Annotated in this window: 15 protein-coding genes; 4 read left to right on the top strand and 11 right to left on the bottom strand. The window is 71.2% G+C overall.

Going from position 1 to position 15,100, the window contains the following annotated elements:
- Positions 1-2: 2 nt before the first annotated feature.
- From OG943_RS45240 to OG943_RS45225, 4 genes are all read right to left on the bottom strand, one after another.
- The gene (locus OG943_RS45240; RefSeq protein WP_328607019.1) at positions 3-320 is read right to left on the bottom strand and encodes a winged helix-turn-helix domain-containing protein; all 318 of its coding nucleotides are present in this window, start codon (positions 318-320) and stop codon (positions 3-5) included.
- Positions 317-973 carry a hypothetical protein gene (locus tag OG943_RS45235; protein ID WP_328607018.1) on the bottom strand — a complete coding sequence of 219 codons (657 nt, stop codon included), beginning with the start codon at positions 971-973 and terminating at the stop codon, positions 317-319. Before OG943_RS45235 ends, OG943_RS45240 begins: the two co-directional genes overlap by 4 nt.
- Before the next feature lie 69 nt (positions 974-1,042).
- Positions 1,043-1,777, bottom strand: a complete 735-nt coding sequence (locus OG943_RS45230; RefSeq protein WP_328607017.1) for an ABC transporter permease — start codon at positions 1,775-1,777, stop codon at positions 1,043-1,045.
- Positions 1,774-2,676 carry an ABC transporter ATP-binding protein gene (locus OG943_RS45225; protein ID WP_328607016.1) on the bottom strand — a complete coding sequence of 301 codons (903 nt, stop codon included), beginning with the start codon at positions 2,674-2,676 and terminating at the stop codon, positions 1,774-1,776. The genes OG943_RS45230 and OG943_RS45225 overlap by 4 nt, the downstream gene beginning before the upstream one ends.
- A 313-nt stretch (positions 2,677-2,989) precedes the next feature.
- Between OG943_RS45225 and OG943_RS45220 the strand changes: the two genes are divergently transcribed.
- Complete coding sequence (locus OG943_RS45220) at positions 2,990-4,162, top strand: macrolide family glycosyltransferase (RefSeq protein ID WP_328607015.1); 1,173 nt, start codon at positions 2,990-2,992, stop codon at positions 4,160-4,162.
- A 105-nt stretch (positions 4,163-4,267) separates the two neighbouring features.
- On the opposite strand, the gene OG943_RS45215 is transcribed toward OG943_RS45220, so the two are convergent.
- The 4 genes from OG943_RS45215 to OG943_RS45200 are packed head-to-tail and all read right to left on the bottom strand — an operon-like array spanning position 4,268 to position 8,591.
- Positions 4,268-5,995: an aminotransferase class V-fold PLP-dependent enzyme gene (locus tag OG943_RS45215; RefSeq protein ID WP_328607014.1), complete on the bottom strand. Its 1,728-nt coding sequence runs from the start codon at positions 5,993-5,995 to the stop codon at positions 4,268-4,270.
- Positions 5,992-6,759 carry an amino acid ABC transporter ATP-binding protein gene (locus OG943_RS45210; RefSeq protein WP_328607013.1) on the bottom strand — a complete coding sequence of 256 codons (768 nt, stop codon included), beginning with the start codon at positions 6,757-6,759 and terminating at the stop codon, positions 5,992-5,994. The genes OG943_RS45215 and OG943_RS45210 overlap by 4 nt, the downstream gene beginning before the upstream one ends.
- Positions 6,752-7,645 carry an amino acid ABC transporter permease gene (locus OG943_RS45205; RefSeq protein WP_328607012.1) on the bottom strand — a complete coding sequence of 298 codons (894 nt, stop codon included), beginning with the start codon at positions 7,643-7,645 and terminating at the stop codon, positions 6,752-6,754. Before OG943_RS45205 ends, OG943_RS45210 begins: the two co-directional genes overlap by 8 nt.
- Positions 7,632-8,591 (bottom strand): ABC transporter substrate-binding protein, encoded by a 960-nt coding sequence (locus OG943_RS45200; protein ID WP_328607011.1) that lies wholly within the window; start codon positions 8,589-8,591, stop codon positions 7,632-7,634. Before OG943_RS45200 ends, OG943_RS45205 begins: the two co-directional genes overlap by 14 nt.
- A gap of 98 nt (positions 8,592-8,689) precedes the next feature.
- On the opposite strand from OG943_RS45200, the gene OG943_RS45195 reads away from it, so the two are divergent.
- On the top strand, positions 8,690-9,670 hold the full coding sequence (locus OG943_RS45195) for a Gfo/Idh/MocA family protein (protein ID WP_328607010.1): 981 nt from the start codon (positions 8,690-8,692) through the stop codon (positions 9,668-9,670).
- A 12-nt stretch (positions 9,671-9,682) separates the two neighbouring features.
- Here the strand turns inward: OG943_RS45195 and OG943_RS45190 are convergent, their stop codons facing one another.
- Positions 9,683-10,270 (bottom strand): TetR/AcrR family transcriptional regulator, encoded by a 588-nt coding sequence (locus tag OG943_RS45190; protein ID WP_328607009.1) that lies wholly within the window; start codon positions 10,268-10,270, stop codon positions 9,683-9,685.
- A 112-nt stretch (positions 10,271-10,382) separates the two neighbouring features.
- On the opposite strand from OG943_RS45190, the gene OG943_RS45185 reads away from it, so the two are divergent.
- Positions 10,383-11,615 (top strand): FAD-dependent monooxygenase, encoded by a 1,233-nt coding sequence (locus OG943_RS45185; protein ID WP_328607008.1) that lies wholly within the window; start codon positions 10,383-10,385, stop codon positions 11,613-11,615.
- Between the two features lie 16 nt (positions 11,616-11,631).
- Positions 11,632-12,033, top strand: coding sequence for a TIGR03618 family F420-dependent PPOX class oxidoreductase (locus OG943_RS45180; protein WP_328607007.1), 402 nt, complete (start codon positions 11,632-11,634; stop codon positions 12,031-12,033).
- 54 nt (positions 12,034-12,087) lie between these two features.
- On the opposite strand, the gene OG943_RS45175 is transcribed toward OG943_RS45180, so the two are convergent.
- Positions 12,088-13,287 (bottom strand): GTPase, encoded by a 1,200-nt coding sequence (locus OG943_RS45175; protein WP_328607006.1) that lies wholly within the window; start codon positions 13,285-13,287, stop codon positions 12,088-12,090.
- Complete coding sequence (locus OG943_RS45170; protein ID WP_328607005.1) at positions 13,284-15,059, bottom strand: dynamin family protein; 1,776 nt, start codon at positions 15,057-15,059, stop codon at positions 13,284-13,286. The genes OG943_RS45175 and OG943_RS45170 overlap by 4 nt, the downstream gene beginning before the upstream one ends.
- Positions 15,060-15,100 lie beyond the last annotated feature (41 nt).

The following is a 15,100-nucleotide window of genomic DNA, read 5'->3' as shown; positions in this document are numbered from 1 at the left end:
GGTCAGCTCCCGCCGGTGGCGTCCAGCAACCGGTGCAGCGCCTGGGTGTAGGCCTCGAACGCGGCGCGGCCCTTGGCCGTCAGCCGGACCAGGGTGACGGGGGTGCGGTGCTCGTAGGCCTTGGTGATCTGCACGTACTCGGCGTCTTCGAGCTTGCGCAGGTGCGTGGAGAGGTTGCCCGCCGTCATTTCGAGCAGCTGCTGCAGCCGCGGGAAGGTGATCTGGTCGTCCGAGCGCAGGCCGGCCAGCGCGACCGTGACGCGCAGCCGCGCCTGGGCGTGGATGACCGGGTCGAGCCCGGGGAGTCCGGACTCGGTCACCGTCGCCTCGTCCCGATCGGACGGCCACGGCGCTCTCGCACGTAGTAGACGAGCGCCGCGACCAGGAACCCGCCACCGCCGGCCAGGGACAGCACGAGGAAATTGCCCGGGACGCCGACCAGCACGCTGGCCCCGCTGCAGACGATGATCCACACGCCGAAGCCGTACTGCAGCTTGTCCTGCCAGAGCATGCCGCCCGCGAGGTAGAGCGCGCCGGTGACCAGCAGCGAGGTGCCCGACCACAGCAGGGAGATCGTGGCCGGGGCCAGCTGGCCCACCGCCATCACGCGGAGGTTGACCAGCGTCAGCGCGGCGAAGGAGAGCATCCAGCTCCAGCCGTACATCGCGCCGACGAGCTGGGACGGGCCGCGGATGCCGCGGTTGACCCGGGTGCCGTAGAAGATGGAGTAGACGATCGAGGCGACGAACAGCACGGCCACCACCACCGAGGCGACCCAGCCGGGCAGAAGCGGCTTCGCGTGGCTGGAATCGGCCAGGTAAACGAGTCCCCAGCCGATCAGCCACGCGAAGGCCCATACCCCGAGCAGCCGCGCCGGGCTCGCCCCCATCTCCCGGCGCATCCGCTCGTTCTGCCGGGCGATCAGGTTCAGCGACTCCTCCGCCGACAGCGGCGGTGTTTCGTCGTCTTCCACCTTGGTTCGCCCTCCCACCGTGCTGACCCCACATGCAGCACGGAAGTTACTCTGCCATTGACTACGCGGTCAGCTCACTTTGGCCGTGTCCAACCGGAACCGCCGCACCACCACCAGCGCGGGCACCACCAGCCACGCGGCGAGCACCCCGACGGCCAGGCCGAGCCCGGTCCCGTGGCTCACCGGCAGCGTGCCGACCCGGCCGAGCCAGAACGTCGGGAAGAAGTGCGCGACCGCCGACATCCACTCCGGCATGATCGACAGCGGCATCCACAGCCCGCCGAAGATGCCCAGCGGCAGCATCAGCGCCCCGGTCATCGCGCCGACCGTGTCGCCCTTGCCGAACAGGCCGAGCAGCAGCCCCAGCACCGCGAACGGCAGCGCGCCGAGCCACAGCGAGAGCCCGCTGAGCACCCACTGCGCGGCCGTCAGGTCGACTCCGCGCAGCGCGCCGGCCACGAAGATCACCAGCACCACGGGCAGGGCCATCGCCATCGCGGACGCGAGCTTCACGAACAGGTAGCCCGGCCCGCGCATCGGTGTCAGGCGCAGCTGCCGCTGCCAGCCGTCGGTGCGCTCGGTCGCCACGCGGGTGCCGGTGAACAGGGCGCCGCTCATCGAGCCGTACGCGCCCATGTTGATCATCGTGGTGACGCTCGCCTTGATCCCGTCCGGCCCGGCCAGGTCCCCGAAAAGGCCGCCGAACAACAGGAACATGCCCAGCGGCACGACGATGGTGAAGAGCGCGAACTGCGGGCTGCGGACGATCCGCAGGATCTCCAGGCGCAGGTACACGAAGTTCATCGGAGCGCTCCTTCCGGCTCGTCGGCGGTCAGCGCCAGGAAGGCTTCTTCGAGGCCGACGGCGGTGATCTCGATGTCGGAGGCGATCGGGAACGCGGTGAGCAGCGCGCGGATCGCGAGGTCGGAGTCGGCGCAGGCCAGCTCGGCGTGCCCGTTCTGGACGCGCGCGGTGGTGACGCCGGCGAGCGCGGCCAGCGCGGCCTCGTCCGCACCCGGCACCACGGCGCGCAGCACCCGCCCGGAGACGGCGGCGCGGACCTGCGCGACCGGCCCGTCGGCGACCACCCGGCCGTGGCGCATCAGCACCACGCGGTCGGCGAAGTCCTCGGCCTCGGCGAGGTAGTGCGTCGCGAAGACGACCGTCCGCCCGGACGCGCTGAACTCGCGCATCGACGCCCAGAACGCGCGCCGTCCGTCCACGTCCATGGCCGCCGTCGGCTCGTCGAGGACCAGCAGCTCCGGGTCGCCGGTCAGCGCGAGCGCGTACCGGACGCGCTGGAGCTGGCCGCCGGAGAGCTTGCCGCAGCGGCGGTCCGCGAACTCGGTGATCCCGGCCCGGTCGAAGACCTCCTTGGCCGGCAACGGTTTGCGGTGCATCGAGCGCAACAGCCCGACCAGCTCGGCCGGGCTGACGTCACGCAGCAGGAACCCGTTCTGCACCATCGCCGCCATGCGCCCGCCGTCGACCGCCTCCCGCGGCTCGGCCCCGAAGACCCGCACCAACCCCTCGTCCGGGCGGGTCAGCCCCAGCAGCATGTCGATGGTGGTCGACTTGCCGGCCCCGTTGGGCCCGAGCAGCGCGACCACCTCACCCCGGCCGACCTCGACGGACAGGTCGTCCACCGCGAGCACCGGGCCGAATCTCTTGGTCAACCCTCGTAGGCTGAACGCCTCGCTCATCTTCGCTCCCCCAGGACTTTGTTTCGCAAACCTTGCCTGAACTTTGTAACACAAACCTCGCGGCCCTGCAAAGTCCCAGCGCAGGGCTCGTGAGTGTTTATGACGGTTAGAACCGTCATAAACACTCACGAGCCCTGGTGTGCGGCGGAAATCCGGTTGATCACCACCCGCTGCCCGGTTAACGTGGCACGCATGACCTACTTCATGCGCCTTCGCCAGTACTGAGACGGCGTGACTCTCCGGGCCGCCCGCCACCGGGCGGCCCCGCTTCTGCGCGCCGTCCGTTCCGTTTGAGTCCGGAAAGGACAGTTCATTGCGCAAGCACATCGTCATGGTCGGCTGCAGTGCGCCCAGCCACGTCTACCCGTCGCTGGCGCTGATCCGGGAGCTGGCCGAGCGCGGCCACCGGGTGAGCTACGTCGTCGGCGAGCCGCTCACCGGCCTCGTCGAGCCCACCGGGGCCGAGGTCGTGGCCCACCCGACGATCTTCCCGATCGGCGACGCCGCGTCGTGGCCGGACGACCCGGCCGACGGGATGCGGGTCTTCCTCGACGAGGCGATCACCATCTATCCGCAGCTCACCTCGCGGTTCGACGAGGACCGCCCGGACCTGCTGCTGTACGACATCGGCGGCCTCGGCGCGCCGCTGCTCGGCCGGCGTTACGACGTCCCGGCCGTGCAGCTGTCGCCGTCGATGGTGGCGTGGGACGGCTACGAGGAGGACATGGCCGAGGTGCTCGGCCCGCTCCGGTCCTCACCGTCCGGAGTGGACTACAACCGCACGTACACCCAGTGGCTGAAGGAAAACGACATCATCGCCGAGGGCTGGGACTGGATCAGCCAGCCCGAGCAGGTCCTCTCCCTGATCCCGCGCGCGATGCAGCCGAACGCGGAGCGGGTGCCGTCGACCGTGCGGTTCGTGGGCCCGTGCCTGGACCCGGTGCGGCTGGCGGACCGGAGCTGGACCCCGCCGGCGGACGGGAAGCCGGTGCTGCTGGTGTCGTTCGGCACGGCGTTCAACGATCAGCTGGACGTCTACCGGGCCTGCGTCACGGCGTTCGCGGACTCGGGCTGGCACGTGGTGCTCTCGGTGGGCAAGCACGTGTCGGCCGACGACCTCGGCCCGCTGCCGGATTCGTTCGAAGTGCACGAAAGCGTGCCGCAGCTGGCGGTGCTGGCGGCCGCGTCGGCGTTCATCACGCACGCCGGAATGGGCAGCTGCACGGAATCGCTGTGGTTCGGCGTGCCGACGGTCGCGATCCCGCAGGCCGTCGACCAGTTCGGCAACGCGGCGTTGCTGGATTCACTGGGCATCGGCCGTCACCTGCCGGCCGCCGAGGTCACCGCGGAGTCGCTTCGTGAAGCGGTCGACGCGGTGTCCTCGGACCCGGAGATCGCCGCCCGGCTGGCGGCGCTGAAGCAGGAGGCCCGCACCAACGGCGGCGTCACCATTGCCGCCGACGCGGTGGAGTCCTTCCTTAAGTAGCCGAATGCGCCCCAATGTGGCGTTCGGTGCGCTCAACGCACCCAATGTGGCGTTCGGTGCGTCCAACGCAACCAACGCCACATTGGGGCGTATCAGCCGGGACCCTCAGCCGCGGATCTCGTTGAGGTAGTTGTAAATCGTGTAACGAGTGACGTCCAGCTGCCCCGCGAGGTGGTCGACCGCGTCCTTGATCAGGAAAAAACCGGCCTCGTCCAGCTCGCGGACCACCGCGGCCTTGTGCCGTTTTTTCATCAGCTCCACCGGAATCCCCGCCTTGCCGATCGCGCGGGTCACCAGGAAGCGCTGCAGGCTGTCGACGTCCGGGGGGAAGGTCTCCTGGGGCGTCTCGGATTGCGCCGCGCCCGGCAGTTCGCTGTTCACGCACAGGCAGCCGACCGCCACGCCCGCCGCGTCGCGCAGGAACAGGGTGGACGAGCGGATGGCGCGGCCGTCCGGGCCGTGGGTGCGGTAGTTCGTCAGGTCCTGCGTGGTGCCGCGGCGGACCAGGCCGAGCAGCAGGTCCGTCATCGGGCCGCCGACCGTGCGGCCGGTCAGGTCGCCGGCGATGGCGACGATCGAGTCCGGCAGGCGGCTCAGGTCGTGCAGCAGCACCTCGTTGCCGGGGCCCAGCATCGCGGCCAGCCCGTCGACGGCCGGGACCAGCGCGCTGAGCAGCTCCGGCGTCGCCGAGCCGGACGCGGCGGGCGGGACCACGGACAGCGGCTTTCGTGGCCGGGTAAGGGTTTCCAACGCTGTGCGCAGCTGGTCGGCGGCGGCCACCGGAGTGGACGCGTGCGGCGAGAGGCGCACGTGCTCGGGCCGGACCGTCGCCGCGATCCCGGCCGACGCGAGCGCCGCGCCGACCTGCTCGGCCGGGTGACCGGGCAGCGTGAACGCGAGGATGCCCGCGCGCCGTTCGGTCGCCGACACGATCTCCGCGCCGCAGGAGCGCAGCACGTCCTCCAGCGAGCCGACGCGCTCGGCGATCCGGCCCGCGATCGCCCCGACGCCCGCCTCCTCCACCAGCTCGAGCGCGGCGGCGAAGGCGCCGGACGTGATCGGGCTGAGGTTGGAGATCGACCAGCCCGCCGCCGTGGCGTCGGCCGGGTGGATCTCGTTGTCGAACAGGCCGGGGTCGCGCGCGCCGGTCCAGCCGGACAGGATCGGGTCCATCCGCTCCAGCGCGCGGTCGGACAGCACGGCGAACCCCGTGCCCCAGCCCGCGCGCAGCCACTTCTGGCCACCGACCACCAGCACGTCCGCGACCTCCCACGGCGCCTCGGTCACGCCGAAGCCCTGGATGCCGTCGACGACCAGCAGCCGGTCGCCCGTGACCTCGCGCAACGCGGCGAGGTCGGCCCGGTAGCCGGTGCGGAAGTCGACCGCGCTCACCGAGACCGTGGTGATCTCCGGCGTCAGCGCCGCGGCCAGCCGGTCGGCCGTGACGGGGCCACCCTCCAGCCGTCGCACCTTGACCAGCCCGGCCTGTTCGGCGCGGGCCCACGGGTAGGTGTTGGCCGGGAACTCCGCGGCCGACACCAGCACTTCGCCGCCCGGGCTGTTGAACGCCGCCTGGAACAGCCCCAGGCTGGTGTGCGGCAGCAGCACGGTGTGGTCGGTGTCGCTGCCGCACAGCCGCGCGGCCGCCGCCTTGGCGCGCGTCTCCTGCCGCATCAGTTCATCCACAGTGGACGGACCGGCGACCGTGGCGTCTTCGAGCAGACGAGCCGTGGTGTCGAGCACGGCGTGGGACGGCGGGCCGAACCGGGCGAAGTCCAGGTAACCGGCGGGCTCGTCGAACTGCAGCAGGTACCGGGGCGAGATCCGCGTCATGGCAGGACCCGCGCGAGGAACTGGCGGGTGCGCTCGTGCTCCGGCGCCTTCAGCACCTGGCCCGGCGGGCCGGTCTCGACCACCACGCCGTCGGCGAGGAACACCACCTCGTCGGCGGCCTCGGCGGCGAAGGCCATCTCGTGCGTCACGACCACCATCGTCATCCCCTCCCGCGCCAACGTACCCATCACCGCGAGCACCTCCCCCACCAGCTCCGGGTCGAGCGCCGACGTGGGCTCGTCGAACAGCATCAGCTTCGGCTTCATCGCGAGCGACCGCGCGATCGCGACCCGCTGCTGCTGCCCGCCCGAGAGCTGCGCCGGGTACGCGTCGGCGCGGTGCGCGAGGCCGACGCGGTCGAGCAGTTCGAGCGCTTCGGCGCGGGCCTGGTCGGGTTTCACCCCGAGCACCCGGATCGGCCCCTCGACGACGTTCTCCAGCGCCGTCCGGTGGCCGAACAGGTTGAACCGCTGGAAGACCATGCCGATGTCACGGCGCTGCCGGGCGACGTCGGCCTCCCGCAGCTCGTACAGCTTCCCGCCGCGCAGCTTGAAGCCGATCGGCTCGCCGTCGACCCACACCTGCCCGGCGTCGATCGTCTCCAGGTGGTTCAGGCAGCGCAGGAACGTGCTCTTGCCCGCGCCGGACGGCCCGAGCAGGCAGACCACCTGTCCCTTGTGGACCTCCAGGTCGATGCCCTTCAGCACCTCGGTGTGCCCGTAGCTCTTACGCACGCCCACAGCGCGCAGCAGTGGTTCAGACACGGGCACTCCTCACCAGCGGTACTCCCCGCAGCGCCTTGCCCACGCGCGACGCCGGACCCCGGTCCGAGGCGCCGAACGCGCGTTCCAGGTAATGCTGGCCGACACCCGCGACGGTGACCACCACCATGTACCAGACCGCGGCCGCGATCAGCGTCTCCATCACCAGCAGGTTGTTGGACGAGATGTTGTTGGCCGCGTGGATCAGCTCGGTCACGCCGATCACCGACGCCATCGACGTGCCCTTGAGCATGTTGATGAAGTCGTTGCCGGTGGGCGGGATGATCACGCGCATCGCCTGCGGCAGCACCACCCGGCGCAGCGTGGCGCCCGGGGTCATGCCGATGGACTTCGCCGCCTCCGTCTGTCCACTGTCGACACTGTTCAGCCCGGCGCGGACGATCTCGGCCATGTACGCGCTCTCGTTCAGCGCCAGCCCGAGCAGGGCCGCGGTGAACGCGCTGATCAGCACGTTCGTCTGCTCGTGGAGGAGGTAGCCGCCGAACGGCAGCGGGATCGAGATCGTCGGGAAGATCAGCGCGAGGTTGTACCAGATCAGGATCTGCAGCAGCACCGGCAAGCCGCGGAACAGCCAGATGTAGGCCGCCGCGAACCACTTCGCCACCGGGTTCGCGCTCCGGCGCAGCAGCGCGATCAGGATGCCGAGCACGATCGCCACGGCCTGCGAGATCACCGCGAGCACCACGGTGTTGAGCAGGCCGAGCGCCATCACGCGGTAGAACACGAAGTCCGGCACCGAGTCCCACTCGATCTGGGCCTGCGCGAGCGCGAACCCGAGCAGCACCAGCAGTGCGACGATGACTACGGCGCTGACCCAGCGCCCCCAGTGCTTCAGCCGGATGATCGGCAGCGGCTCAGCTTCCGCCATTGACGGCCGCCTCCTTCACCGCGCCCTGCTCGACACCCCAGGACTGCAGGATCTTGCCGTACGTGCCGTCGGCGATCAGGGACTGCAGCGCCTGCTTCACGGCGTCGCGCAGCTTCGTGTTGGCTTTGGTGAAGCCGATGCCGTACGGGCCGCCCTCGATCGGCTGACCGGGCACGACCTCGAAGAACTTGCCCTCGCCCGCAGTGCGCGAGATGTAGACGGCGCTGGGCAGGTCGTTGAGAATCGCGGCGACGCGGCGGGTGCGCAGCTGGTTCTGGTTCTGCGTGTCGCTGTCGGTGGCCGTGACGGCGATCGCCGGCTTGCCCGCCTGCGTGCACTTCGCGCTCTGCGCGGCGGCGAACTTCTGGTGGCTGGTGCCCTGGACGACGGCGACGTTCTTGCCGCACAACGTGTCCGGGCCGGTGATGCCCTCGGGGTTTCCCTTGCCGACCATGATCGTGATGCCGGAGGAGAAGTAGTCGACGAAGTCGATCTGCTGCTGGCGTTCCTTCGTGTCGTTCATCGCGGCCATGGTCAGGTCGACGCGGCCGGACTGCAGGCTGGTGATCAGCGAGCCGAACGCCATGTCCTGGTACGACACCGTGACACCGAGCTTCGCGCCGACCGCCTTGGCGAGGTCCACCTCGTAGCCGATCGGCGTTTTGCCGTCGCCCGAGTAGAAGTTGTTCGGCGCGGACTGGATGTTGGACGCGAGGTGCAGCGTCTTGGCCTGCGCGACGGCGGGCGGCAGCGCGCCTGCGAGCTGCGGGTCAGCCTTGATGGCAGTGATCAGCGCGGCGTTGTCCGGGATGGCGGACGGGCCGTTCCCCGCGGCCGGCTGACCACCGGCACCGTCGGGACCACCCCCGCAGGCCGTGGTGGCAAGGACAAGCGCCCCGCCGAGCAGGGCGGCCTGCCAGGCGCGGGTACGGGACGGCGACGGCATCGGGGACCTCCAGGACGTCGTGATGGCGCGAACGCTACAACTCGTTGTTGAAGAGGTCAACAGTCAGTTGAAATCAGCTGGACCGCTAAGGTTCCGGCATGCGGATCGGAGTGCTGGGAGCAGCCGGGATCGTGCCGAGCGCGCTGGTCAAGCCCGCGCGCGGCAACGCCGAGGTGGAGGTCGCGGCCATCGCGGCGCGTGACCCGCGCCGCGCCGCCGAATTCGCCGCGAAACACGGCATCCCCAAGGTGCACACGACGTACGACGAGCTCCTCGCGGACCCGTCCCTGGACGCCGTCTACAACCCGACCCCCAACGGCCTCCACGGCCGCTGGACGCTCGCCGCGCTGGAGGCGGGCAAACACGTCCTGTGCGAGAAACCCTTCACTGCCAACGCGGACGAGGCCACCACCGTCGCGCGGGCCGCGGCGGCATCGGGCTTGGTGGTAATGGAGGCGTTCCACTACCGGTATCACCCGTTCGCCCTGCGGATGGAGGAGATCCTGGCTTCCGGCGAGCTGGGCACGGTGCTCCACGTCGAGACCGCGATGAGCTTCCCGCTGCCCAGCTTCTCGGACATCCGCTACAGCCTCCCGCTGGCCGGCGGCGCGATGATGGACGCGGGTTGCTACACCGTCCACATGGCCCGCGTCCTGGCCGCCTCGACGCCCACGGTGGTTTCGGCCAGCGCGAAGCTCCGCTCCCCCGGCGTCGACCGCGCGATGACGGCCTCGCTGCGGTTCCCCACCGGCGCCACCGGCCGTGTGCGCTGTTCCCTGTGGTCCTCCGACGTGATCCGTATCGCCGCCCGCGTCACCTGCACCCGGGGCGAGCTGCGGGCGATCAACCCGCTGTCCCCGCAATTTTGGCACCGCCTGTCGGTCCGCGGCCCAGGCGGCCGGCGCGTGGAACGGTTCACGCACCGGCCGTCGTACGACTACCAGCTGGACGCCTTCGCGAACGCGGTGCTGCGTGACGGTCCGGTGAGCACGCCGCCGGAAGACGCCATCGAGACGATGACGGTGGTGGACGGGATCTACCGGGCCGCAGGCCTGGAGCCACGGGTTCCCACGCCGTAACCAGACACCCGGTCAGCCAGTGGCCGCCCGGTGGTCGCGCACGGCGATGAGGTTGTCGACCAGGCGGGGGCCGTCGACGGCCGGGTCCAGGGGGCTGGACAGCAGGGCGCTGACGTAGGCCGGGGCGAGCACGATCTCGAAGACGTCCCGCCAGCCGATCGCGGTCGTGGCGCTGGCCTTCAGCGTGGCCTCGATCCCGCGGATCCGGGGTTCGGAGAACCGGGCGACGTCACCCAAGCCCTGTTCACCGGCGTCGCCCGCCCTGACCATGGCGCGGGCCAGGGTCAGCTGGACCGGCTTGTGGAGGTCGGTGAGCAGGTTGGTGGTCCAGACAAGCAGGTCGGCGCGCAGATCGCCGGTCGCGGGCAGCGGTGAGCGGTCGGCCAGTTCCTCCACGATCGTGTCGATGACCAGGCCCTCGGCGGTGCGCCAGCGCCGGTAGATCGTGGCGACGTGCACCCCGGACCGGGCCGCCACCTCGGCGATTTCGACGGTGCCGTCCTCGGATTCCGCCAGCAGCTCACGGGTCGCCGCGTGCACGGCCTCGCGAGTGCGGGCGGTCCGGCCGCCGGGACGGGTCACCCCTGTTGCCTGCGCCATGCCCTCAGACTACCGCGAAACTCTTGCGTTAGCACGTCCGTCGGGGCTACCGTTAACGCGAAACGTTCGCATCAGACATGTGGACGGGTTACGCGAGCAGGGAGGACATGTCGTGGCACGTGCACTTGTCGTCGGTGGTGGGATCGCGGGGGACACCCTCGCGCTGTTGCTGGAGCGGGACGGCTGGGCGGTGACGGTCGCCGAGATCGCCCCGGCTCCGCGCGCGGGTGGCCAGACCGTGGACATGCGCGGGGACAGCCGCGAGGTGCTCGCGCAGGCGGGCCTGCTGGACCAGGCGCTCGGCTGCCTGATCCCGCAGGCCGGGGCCGCGTGGATCGACGCGGACGAGCGGCGGCTGGCCGCGATGCCGGTCGAGGCGTTCGACGGCCGGGGCCTGGTGTCGAAGGAGGAACTGCTGCGCACCGACCTAGCCCGGATCATCCACGACGCGGCCGGCCCCGGCGTGACGCACCGCTTCGGCGAAACGGTGGAGGCGTTGCTGGACCAGGGAAACCGCGTGCTGGCCCGGTTCCGCAGCGGCGACGAGGAGGAGTTCGACCTGGTGGTCGGCGCGGACGGCTCGCACTCCAAGGTGCGCGCGCTGCGCTTCGGCCCCGAGGCGGCTTACCGCAAGCCGCTGGGCCTGGCGCACGCCTGGTTCACCCTCACCGAAAAGCCCGGCACCCCCAGCCTGGACGGCTGGTTCCTGATGCACAACGCTCCCGGCAGCCGGTCGGTGGAGGCCCGGCCGGGGCACCCCGGCCAGCAGGAGGTCGGCCTGACCTTCGCGGCCGGGACGCTGCCGTCACGGCACGACCGCGAAGCTCAGATCGCCTTGCTGGAACGGACTTTCGCCGACGTCGGCTGGCGCACGAAGGAGTTCCTGGCCGCGGCCCGCGAGGCCGACGACTTCGCGCTGGACACCTTCGACCAGGTGCACGTGCCCCGCTGGCACGACGGTCACGTGGTCCTGCTGGGCGACAGCGCCTGGTCCGCCAGCCCGCTGAGCGGCCTCGGCACCGCGCTGGCCCTGCGCGGCGCGGCCGAACTGGCCGCCGCACTGCGCGACCACGCTCGGTCCGGCGCCGACCCCGTGCCCGCCGCGCTGGCGGCGTTCGAAGCGGCGATGCGCCCTCGTGTCGTCTCCGCGCAGAAGCTCCCGCCCGGCCGGGTGGCCGCCGCGGCCCCGAAGACCGCGCTAGGCATCCGGTTCAACGCCTGGGTCATGCGCACCCTCCAAGCCCGGATCCTGCGTCCCCTGATCAACCGGGCCTTCGCCGATTCCGAGCACGGCCGCACCGCGGAAAACCAGTCAGCACAGGCGAAAACGGCCGAGGTGCGGTAACCGATACCGTGGCCTCATGAAGATCGACCTCACGGACCGCGGCGAGGACTTCCGCCTGTTCTGGACCGAACGCCGTCTCGCCAGCCTCACCACGGTCCGCCCCGACGGGACCCCGCACGTCGTCGCCGTCGGGGTCACCGTCGACTTCGAGACGGGCATCGCGCGGGTCATCACGTTCGACGGCTCGCACAAGGCGAAGCTCGTCCGGGCGGCCGGGGAAACGGGCGTCGCCGCGGCCGTGTGCCAGCTGGAGGGACCGCGCTGGTCCACTTTGGAGGGACGTATGACGGTCAAGGACGACCCGGAGTCCGTCGACGACGCGGTGAACCGTTACGCCGCCCGGTACCGCCAGCCCAAGCCGAACCCGGAGCGCGTGGTCCTGGAGATCGCGGTCAAGCGCGTGCTCGGGAACGCTTGAAGTGCTTGTGAGTGTTTATGACGGTTAGAACCGTCATAAACACTCACAAGCATCTCAGGCGAACAGCGCCAGCAATCCCTCGGCGCTGCGCACCACGACGTGTGCGGCGGCGCGCTCGGCCGGCGGACGGTCCGGGCGCTCGGCCTCGTGGCGCCAGCGGCGGACGGCGTCGATCCCCGCGGCGTAGACCTCGCGCGGGTCGGCGTCCGGGGCGAGGCCCAGCCGTTCCTCCGGCGCCGTGCCCTGCGCGCCCAGCAGCTGCACCGCCTCCTCCGCCGGGTCGCCGGACAGCGCGGTGCGGCCGCCGCGGATATCGGCGATCAGGCGCAGCTCACGAAAGTCGTGTGCGGTGGCGGCGAAACGCTCCACTCGCGCGGCCAGCCGGTCGCCGTGCGGACGGGGTTCGGCCTGCAGCACGGTTTCCAGCCGCACCACCGCGGTGCGCGCCTTCAACGCGTCGGCGCGCGCGGCGAAACAGCCGGCGATCGTGTCGCGCAGCTCGCCCAACCCGCTGCGGCGCACCAGTTCCGCGGACAGCTTCAGCCGGCTGTCGCAGCCCGTGCGGATCAGTGTGAGGGCCAGCCGTACGCCGAAGAGCCCGAAGCGCGACACCAGCGAGCGCCGCGTGTCCACCGACACCGGGCCCGGGAACGCCGGATCGGTGAAGGAGTCCACCGAAATCAAGTACCGCTCCAGCTCTTCGCGCGGCACGGCGGCGAACGCGGCGAGCAGCTCGAACTCGTCGTCGTCGAACGCGCGCGCCCCGTACGCGAGCTGGCCGGCGACGGCGATCACGCCCTGGGAACCGCTGCACAGCGGGTCTTCGCGCCAGGCGCGCCGCGCGAGCTGCTTCGCGGTGAGAAGGGCGTCGATACGGCCCGCGCCCGTCTCGTCGGCGCGCGCAAGCACCAGGATCGTGTCGACGGCCGTCTGGCGCGCGAACGCCGACCGCGGCGTGGGGAGCGCGGCCGCCAGCTCGTCCGGCTCGAGGTGCCGGAACAGCCGGACGGTGGCGTCGGTGAGCGTGCCCGGCGGTGGATCGTCGAGCAGCGCGAGATCACGCAACGCCCGGGTCGGCCAGTCGCCGAGCGCCGCCGCGAGCGTCGACTTCCCCGTGCCGGCCGCGCCGGTGATACCGACGCGCAGCGGCTGTTCGAGGTGGTCCAGCGCCTCGCGCAGCAGCCCGGCCGCACGCGGACTGCCGCGGTAGAGCGAAAAAGCGTCGGCCAGCAGGCCGCGGACGTCCTCGGTCACGCGGGCAGCTCCCGTGGCGCGCGGCCCGCGAGCAGGCCCAGTTCCCCGGCACGCTGGTGCAGCGAGGCCAGCCGCTCGATCTCCCGCCGCAGCCGGACGGTCCGGCGCTCCCGCTCCGCCGAGCCCGCGATGATCGTCTCGCGCTCCCTCGCCAGCTGCTCGGACAGCTCGTCCGCGAGCGCGGTGAAGTGGTCGCGCAGTTTCCGTTGCACACCACGGATCGCGTCGCGGCAGTCCTTGCTGAACCGCAGGAAGACGTCGTCGACGTGGCGCTGCGCGGTCATCTTCGCCACGGCCTGCCGTCGCTGCAGCCGCATGCCGCCCTCGTCGCTGATCGTCTTGGCGGCGAACGCCACGCCCGCGGCCGCCGAAATCGGGTTGAACATGCTCAGCCCCATGCTGATATTCGTGATCAGGCCGAACATCAGCACGCCGCCGTAAGAACCGCGCAGGCCGGTGAACATCTTCTGGCCGATCTTGAACCCTTCGATGCGCGGCTGGCGGACCTCGCCGATCAGCTCGGCGTCGGCATCCACGAATTGCAGGTCCGGCTGGTCGTACTGCTCCCCGAAGCTCACCGCGACGGCCTGCGCGATCCACTCCGCCCGCTCGGCCGCCCAGGCGTAGTTGGTCTCGACGGCCTTGGTGAGCGTGTCGCCGAGCCACGGCCCGAACTCGTCCCACACCTTGATCGGGTCGCCGCGGTCGAAGGTCTCGTCGATGACCTCGACGATGTGCCGGGTCCGCTCGCGCAGGTCGAACTCGGCGTCCGACAGCAGGTCGGCGATCTCGTCGGACAACAGGTTCTGCCAGCGGGTGTTGCGCTTGCGCAGGTCGTCGGCCTTGCGCTGGGCGCGGTGCAGCAACGTCGTCTGGTCGACGCCGGCGTCCCGCCCCGCCACCTCGGCGCGCGTGCGCAGCGTCTCGACCAGCTCCGCGGCCGCGGCCCGCACACTCACGGCGGCAAGCAGCGCGCTCGAGCGTTCCGCGGGCCGCGCGACCTGTTCGGCGATCCACGACAGCAGTTCCGGGAAACCGGAGCGGGCATTCAGCTCCTGGTCCCCCGTTTTCGCCGCGGCCTGGCGGACCGTGGCCGAGACGGGCAGCACCCGCGCGTCGATGCCGGCGTCGGACAGCGCCGTGCGGTCCTTCTCGGCGACGGCGCGCCAGCTCGGGCAGACGTCGATCTTGGTCAGGGCCAGGATCACGTGCGGGCACCAGGTGCGGACGTGGTGGGCCAGCGCCAGCTCGGCCGAGTTGAGCGGCGTGGTGGCGTCGGAGACGAGGACCACGGCGTCGGCGTCGGCGAGGACGTCGAGGGCGGCGGCCGTGCGGGCCGAGCGGGGATCGCCGATGGCGGGGGTGTCGACGAGCACGAGCCCCGCGGAGAGCAGCTCACGCGGCACGCCGACTTCGACGCGGCGCAGCGATCCCGTGGGCCGCGCGCCGATCTCACCGGTCATCCGCTCGACGGCGACTGGAATGCGCTCGTCGGAGCGCCCGATGAGCGTCGCGGCGGGCTCGGCGGCGTAGCCGATCTCGACCGGCACCGCCGGGGTGGGCGCGTCACCGACCGCGCAGACGGGCGCGTTGAGCACCGCGTTGACGAGATAACCCTTGCCCTGCTTCGGAAAGCCGAGCACGGCAACCCGGGTCCCCCCGGACGGCCGGTCCCGGCGGCGGAGGAGGCGTAACGCCAGGTCCTCGCGGCCGTGCGTCCGGCAGGCGGCCAAGGTCTCGTCGAGCACTTCGAGCCAAGGTGGAGCGGTCACGACGAAGCAGTGTCCCCCGTGTACGCGGAGTATCCAAACCC

The organism is Amycolatopsis sp. NBC_00345 (assembly GCF_036116635.1).
GTDB lineage: Bacteria > Actinomycetota > Actinomycetes > Mycobacteriales > Pseudonocardiaceae > Amycolatopsis.
This window is presented reverse-complemented; position numbering and strand designations above follow the sequence as displayed.

What these genes read in the sequence shown, in the direction of transcription:
- OG943_RS45205 (WP_328607012.1), bottom strand. Translation starts at nt 7,645, where the DNA reads ATGGCGGAAGCTGAGCCGCTGCCGATCATCCGGCTGAAGCACTGGGGG.
- OG943_RS45225 (WP_328607016.1), bottom strand. Translation starts at nt 2,676, where the DNA reads ATGAGCGAGGCGTTCAGCCTACGAGGGTTGACCAAGAGATTCGGCCCG.
- OG943_RS45215 (WP_328607014.1), bottom strand. Translation starts at nt 5,995, where the DNA reads ATGACGCGGATCTCGCCCCGGTACCTGCTGCAGTTCGACGAGCCCGCC.
- OG943_RS45190 (WP_328607009.1), bottom strand. Translation starts at nt 10,270, where the DNA reads ATGGCGCAGGCAACAGGGGTGACCCGTCCCGGCGGCCGGACCGCCCGC.
- OG943_RS45200 (WP_328607011.1), bottom strand. Translation starts at nt 8,591, where the DNA reads ATGCCGTCGCCGTCCCGTACCCGCGCCTGGCAGGCCGCCCTGCTCGGC.
- OG943_RS45195 (WP_328607010.1), top strand. Translation starts at nt 8,690, where the DNA reads ATGCGGATCGGAGTGCTGGGAGCAGCCGGGATCGTGCCGAGCGCGCTG.
- OG943_RS45230 (WP_328607017.1), bottom strand. Translation starts at nt 1,777, where the DNA reads ATGAACTTCGTGTACCTGCGCCTGGAGATCCTGCGGATCGTCCGCAGC.
- OG943_RS45180 (WP_328607007.1), top strand. Translation starts at nt 11,632, where the DNA reads ATGAAGATCGACCTCACGGACCGCGGCGAGGACTTCCGCCTGTTCTGG.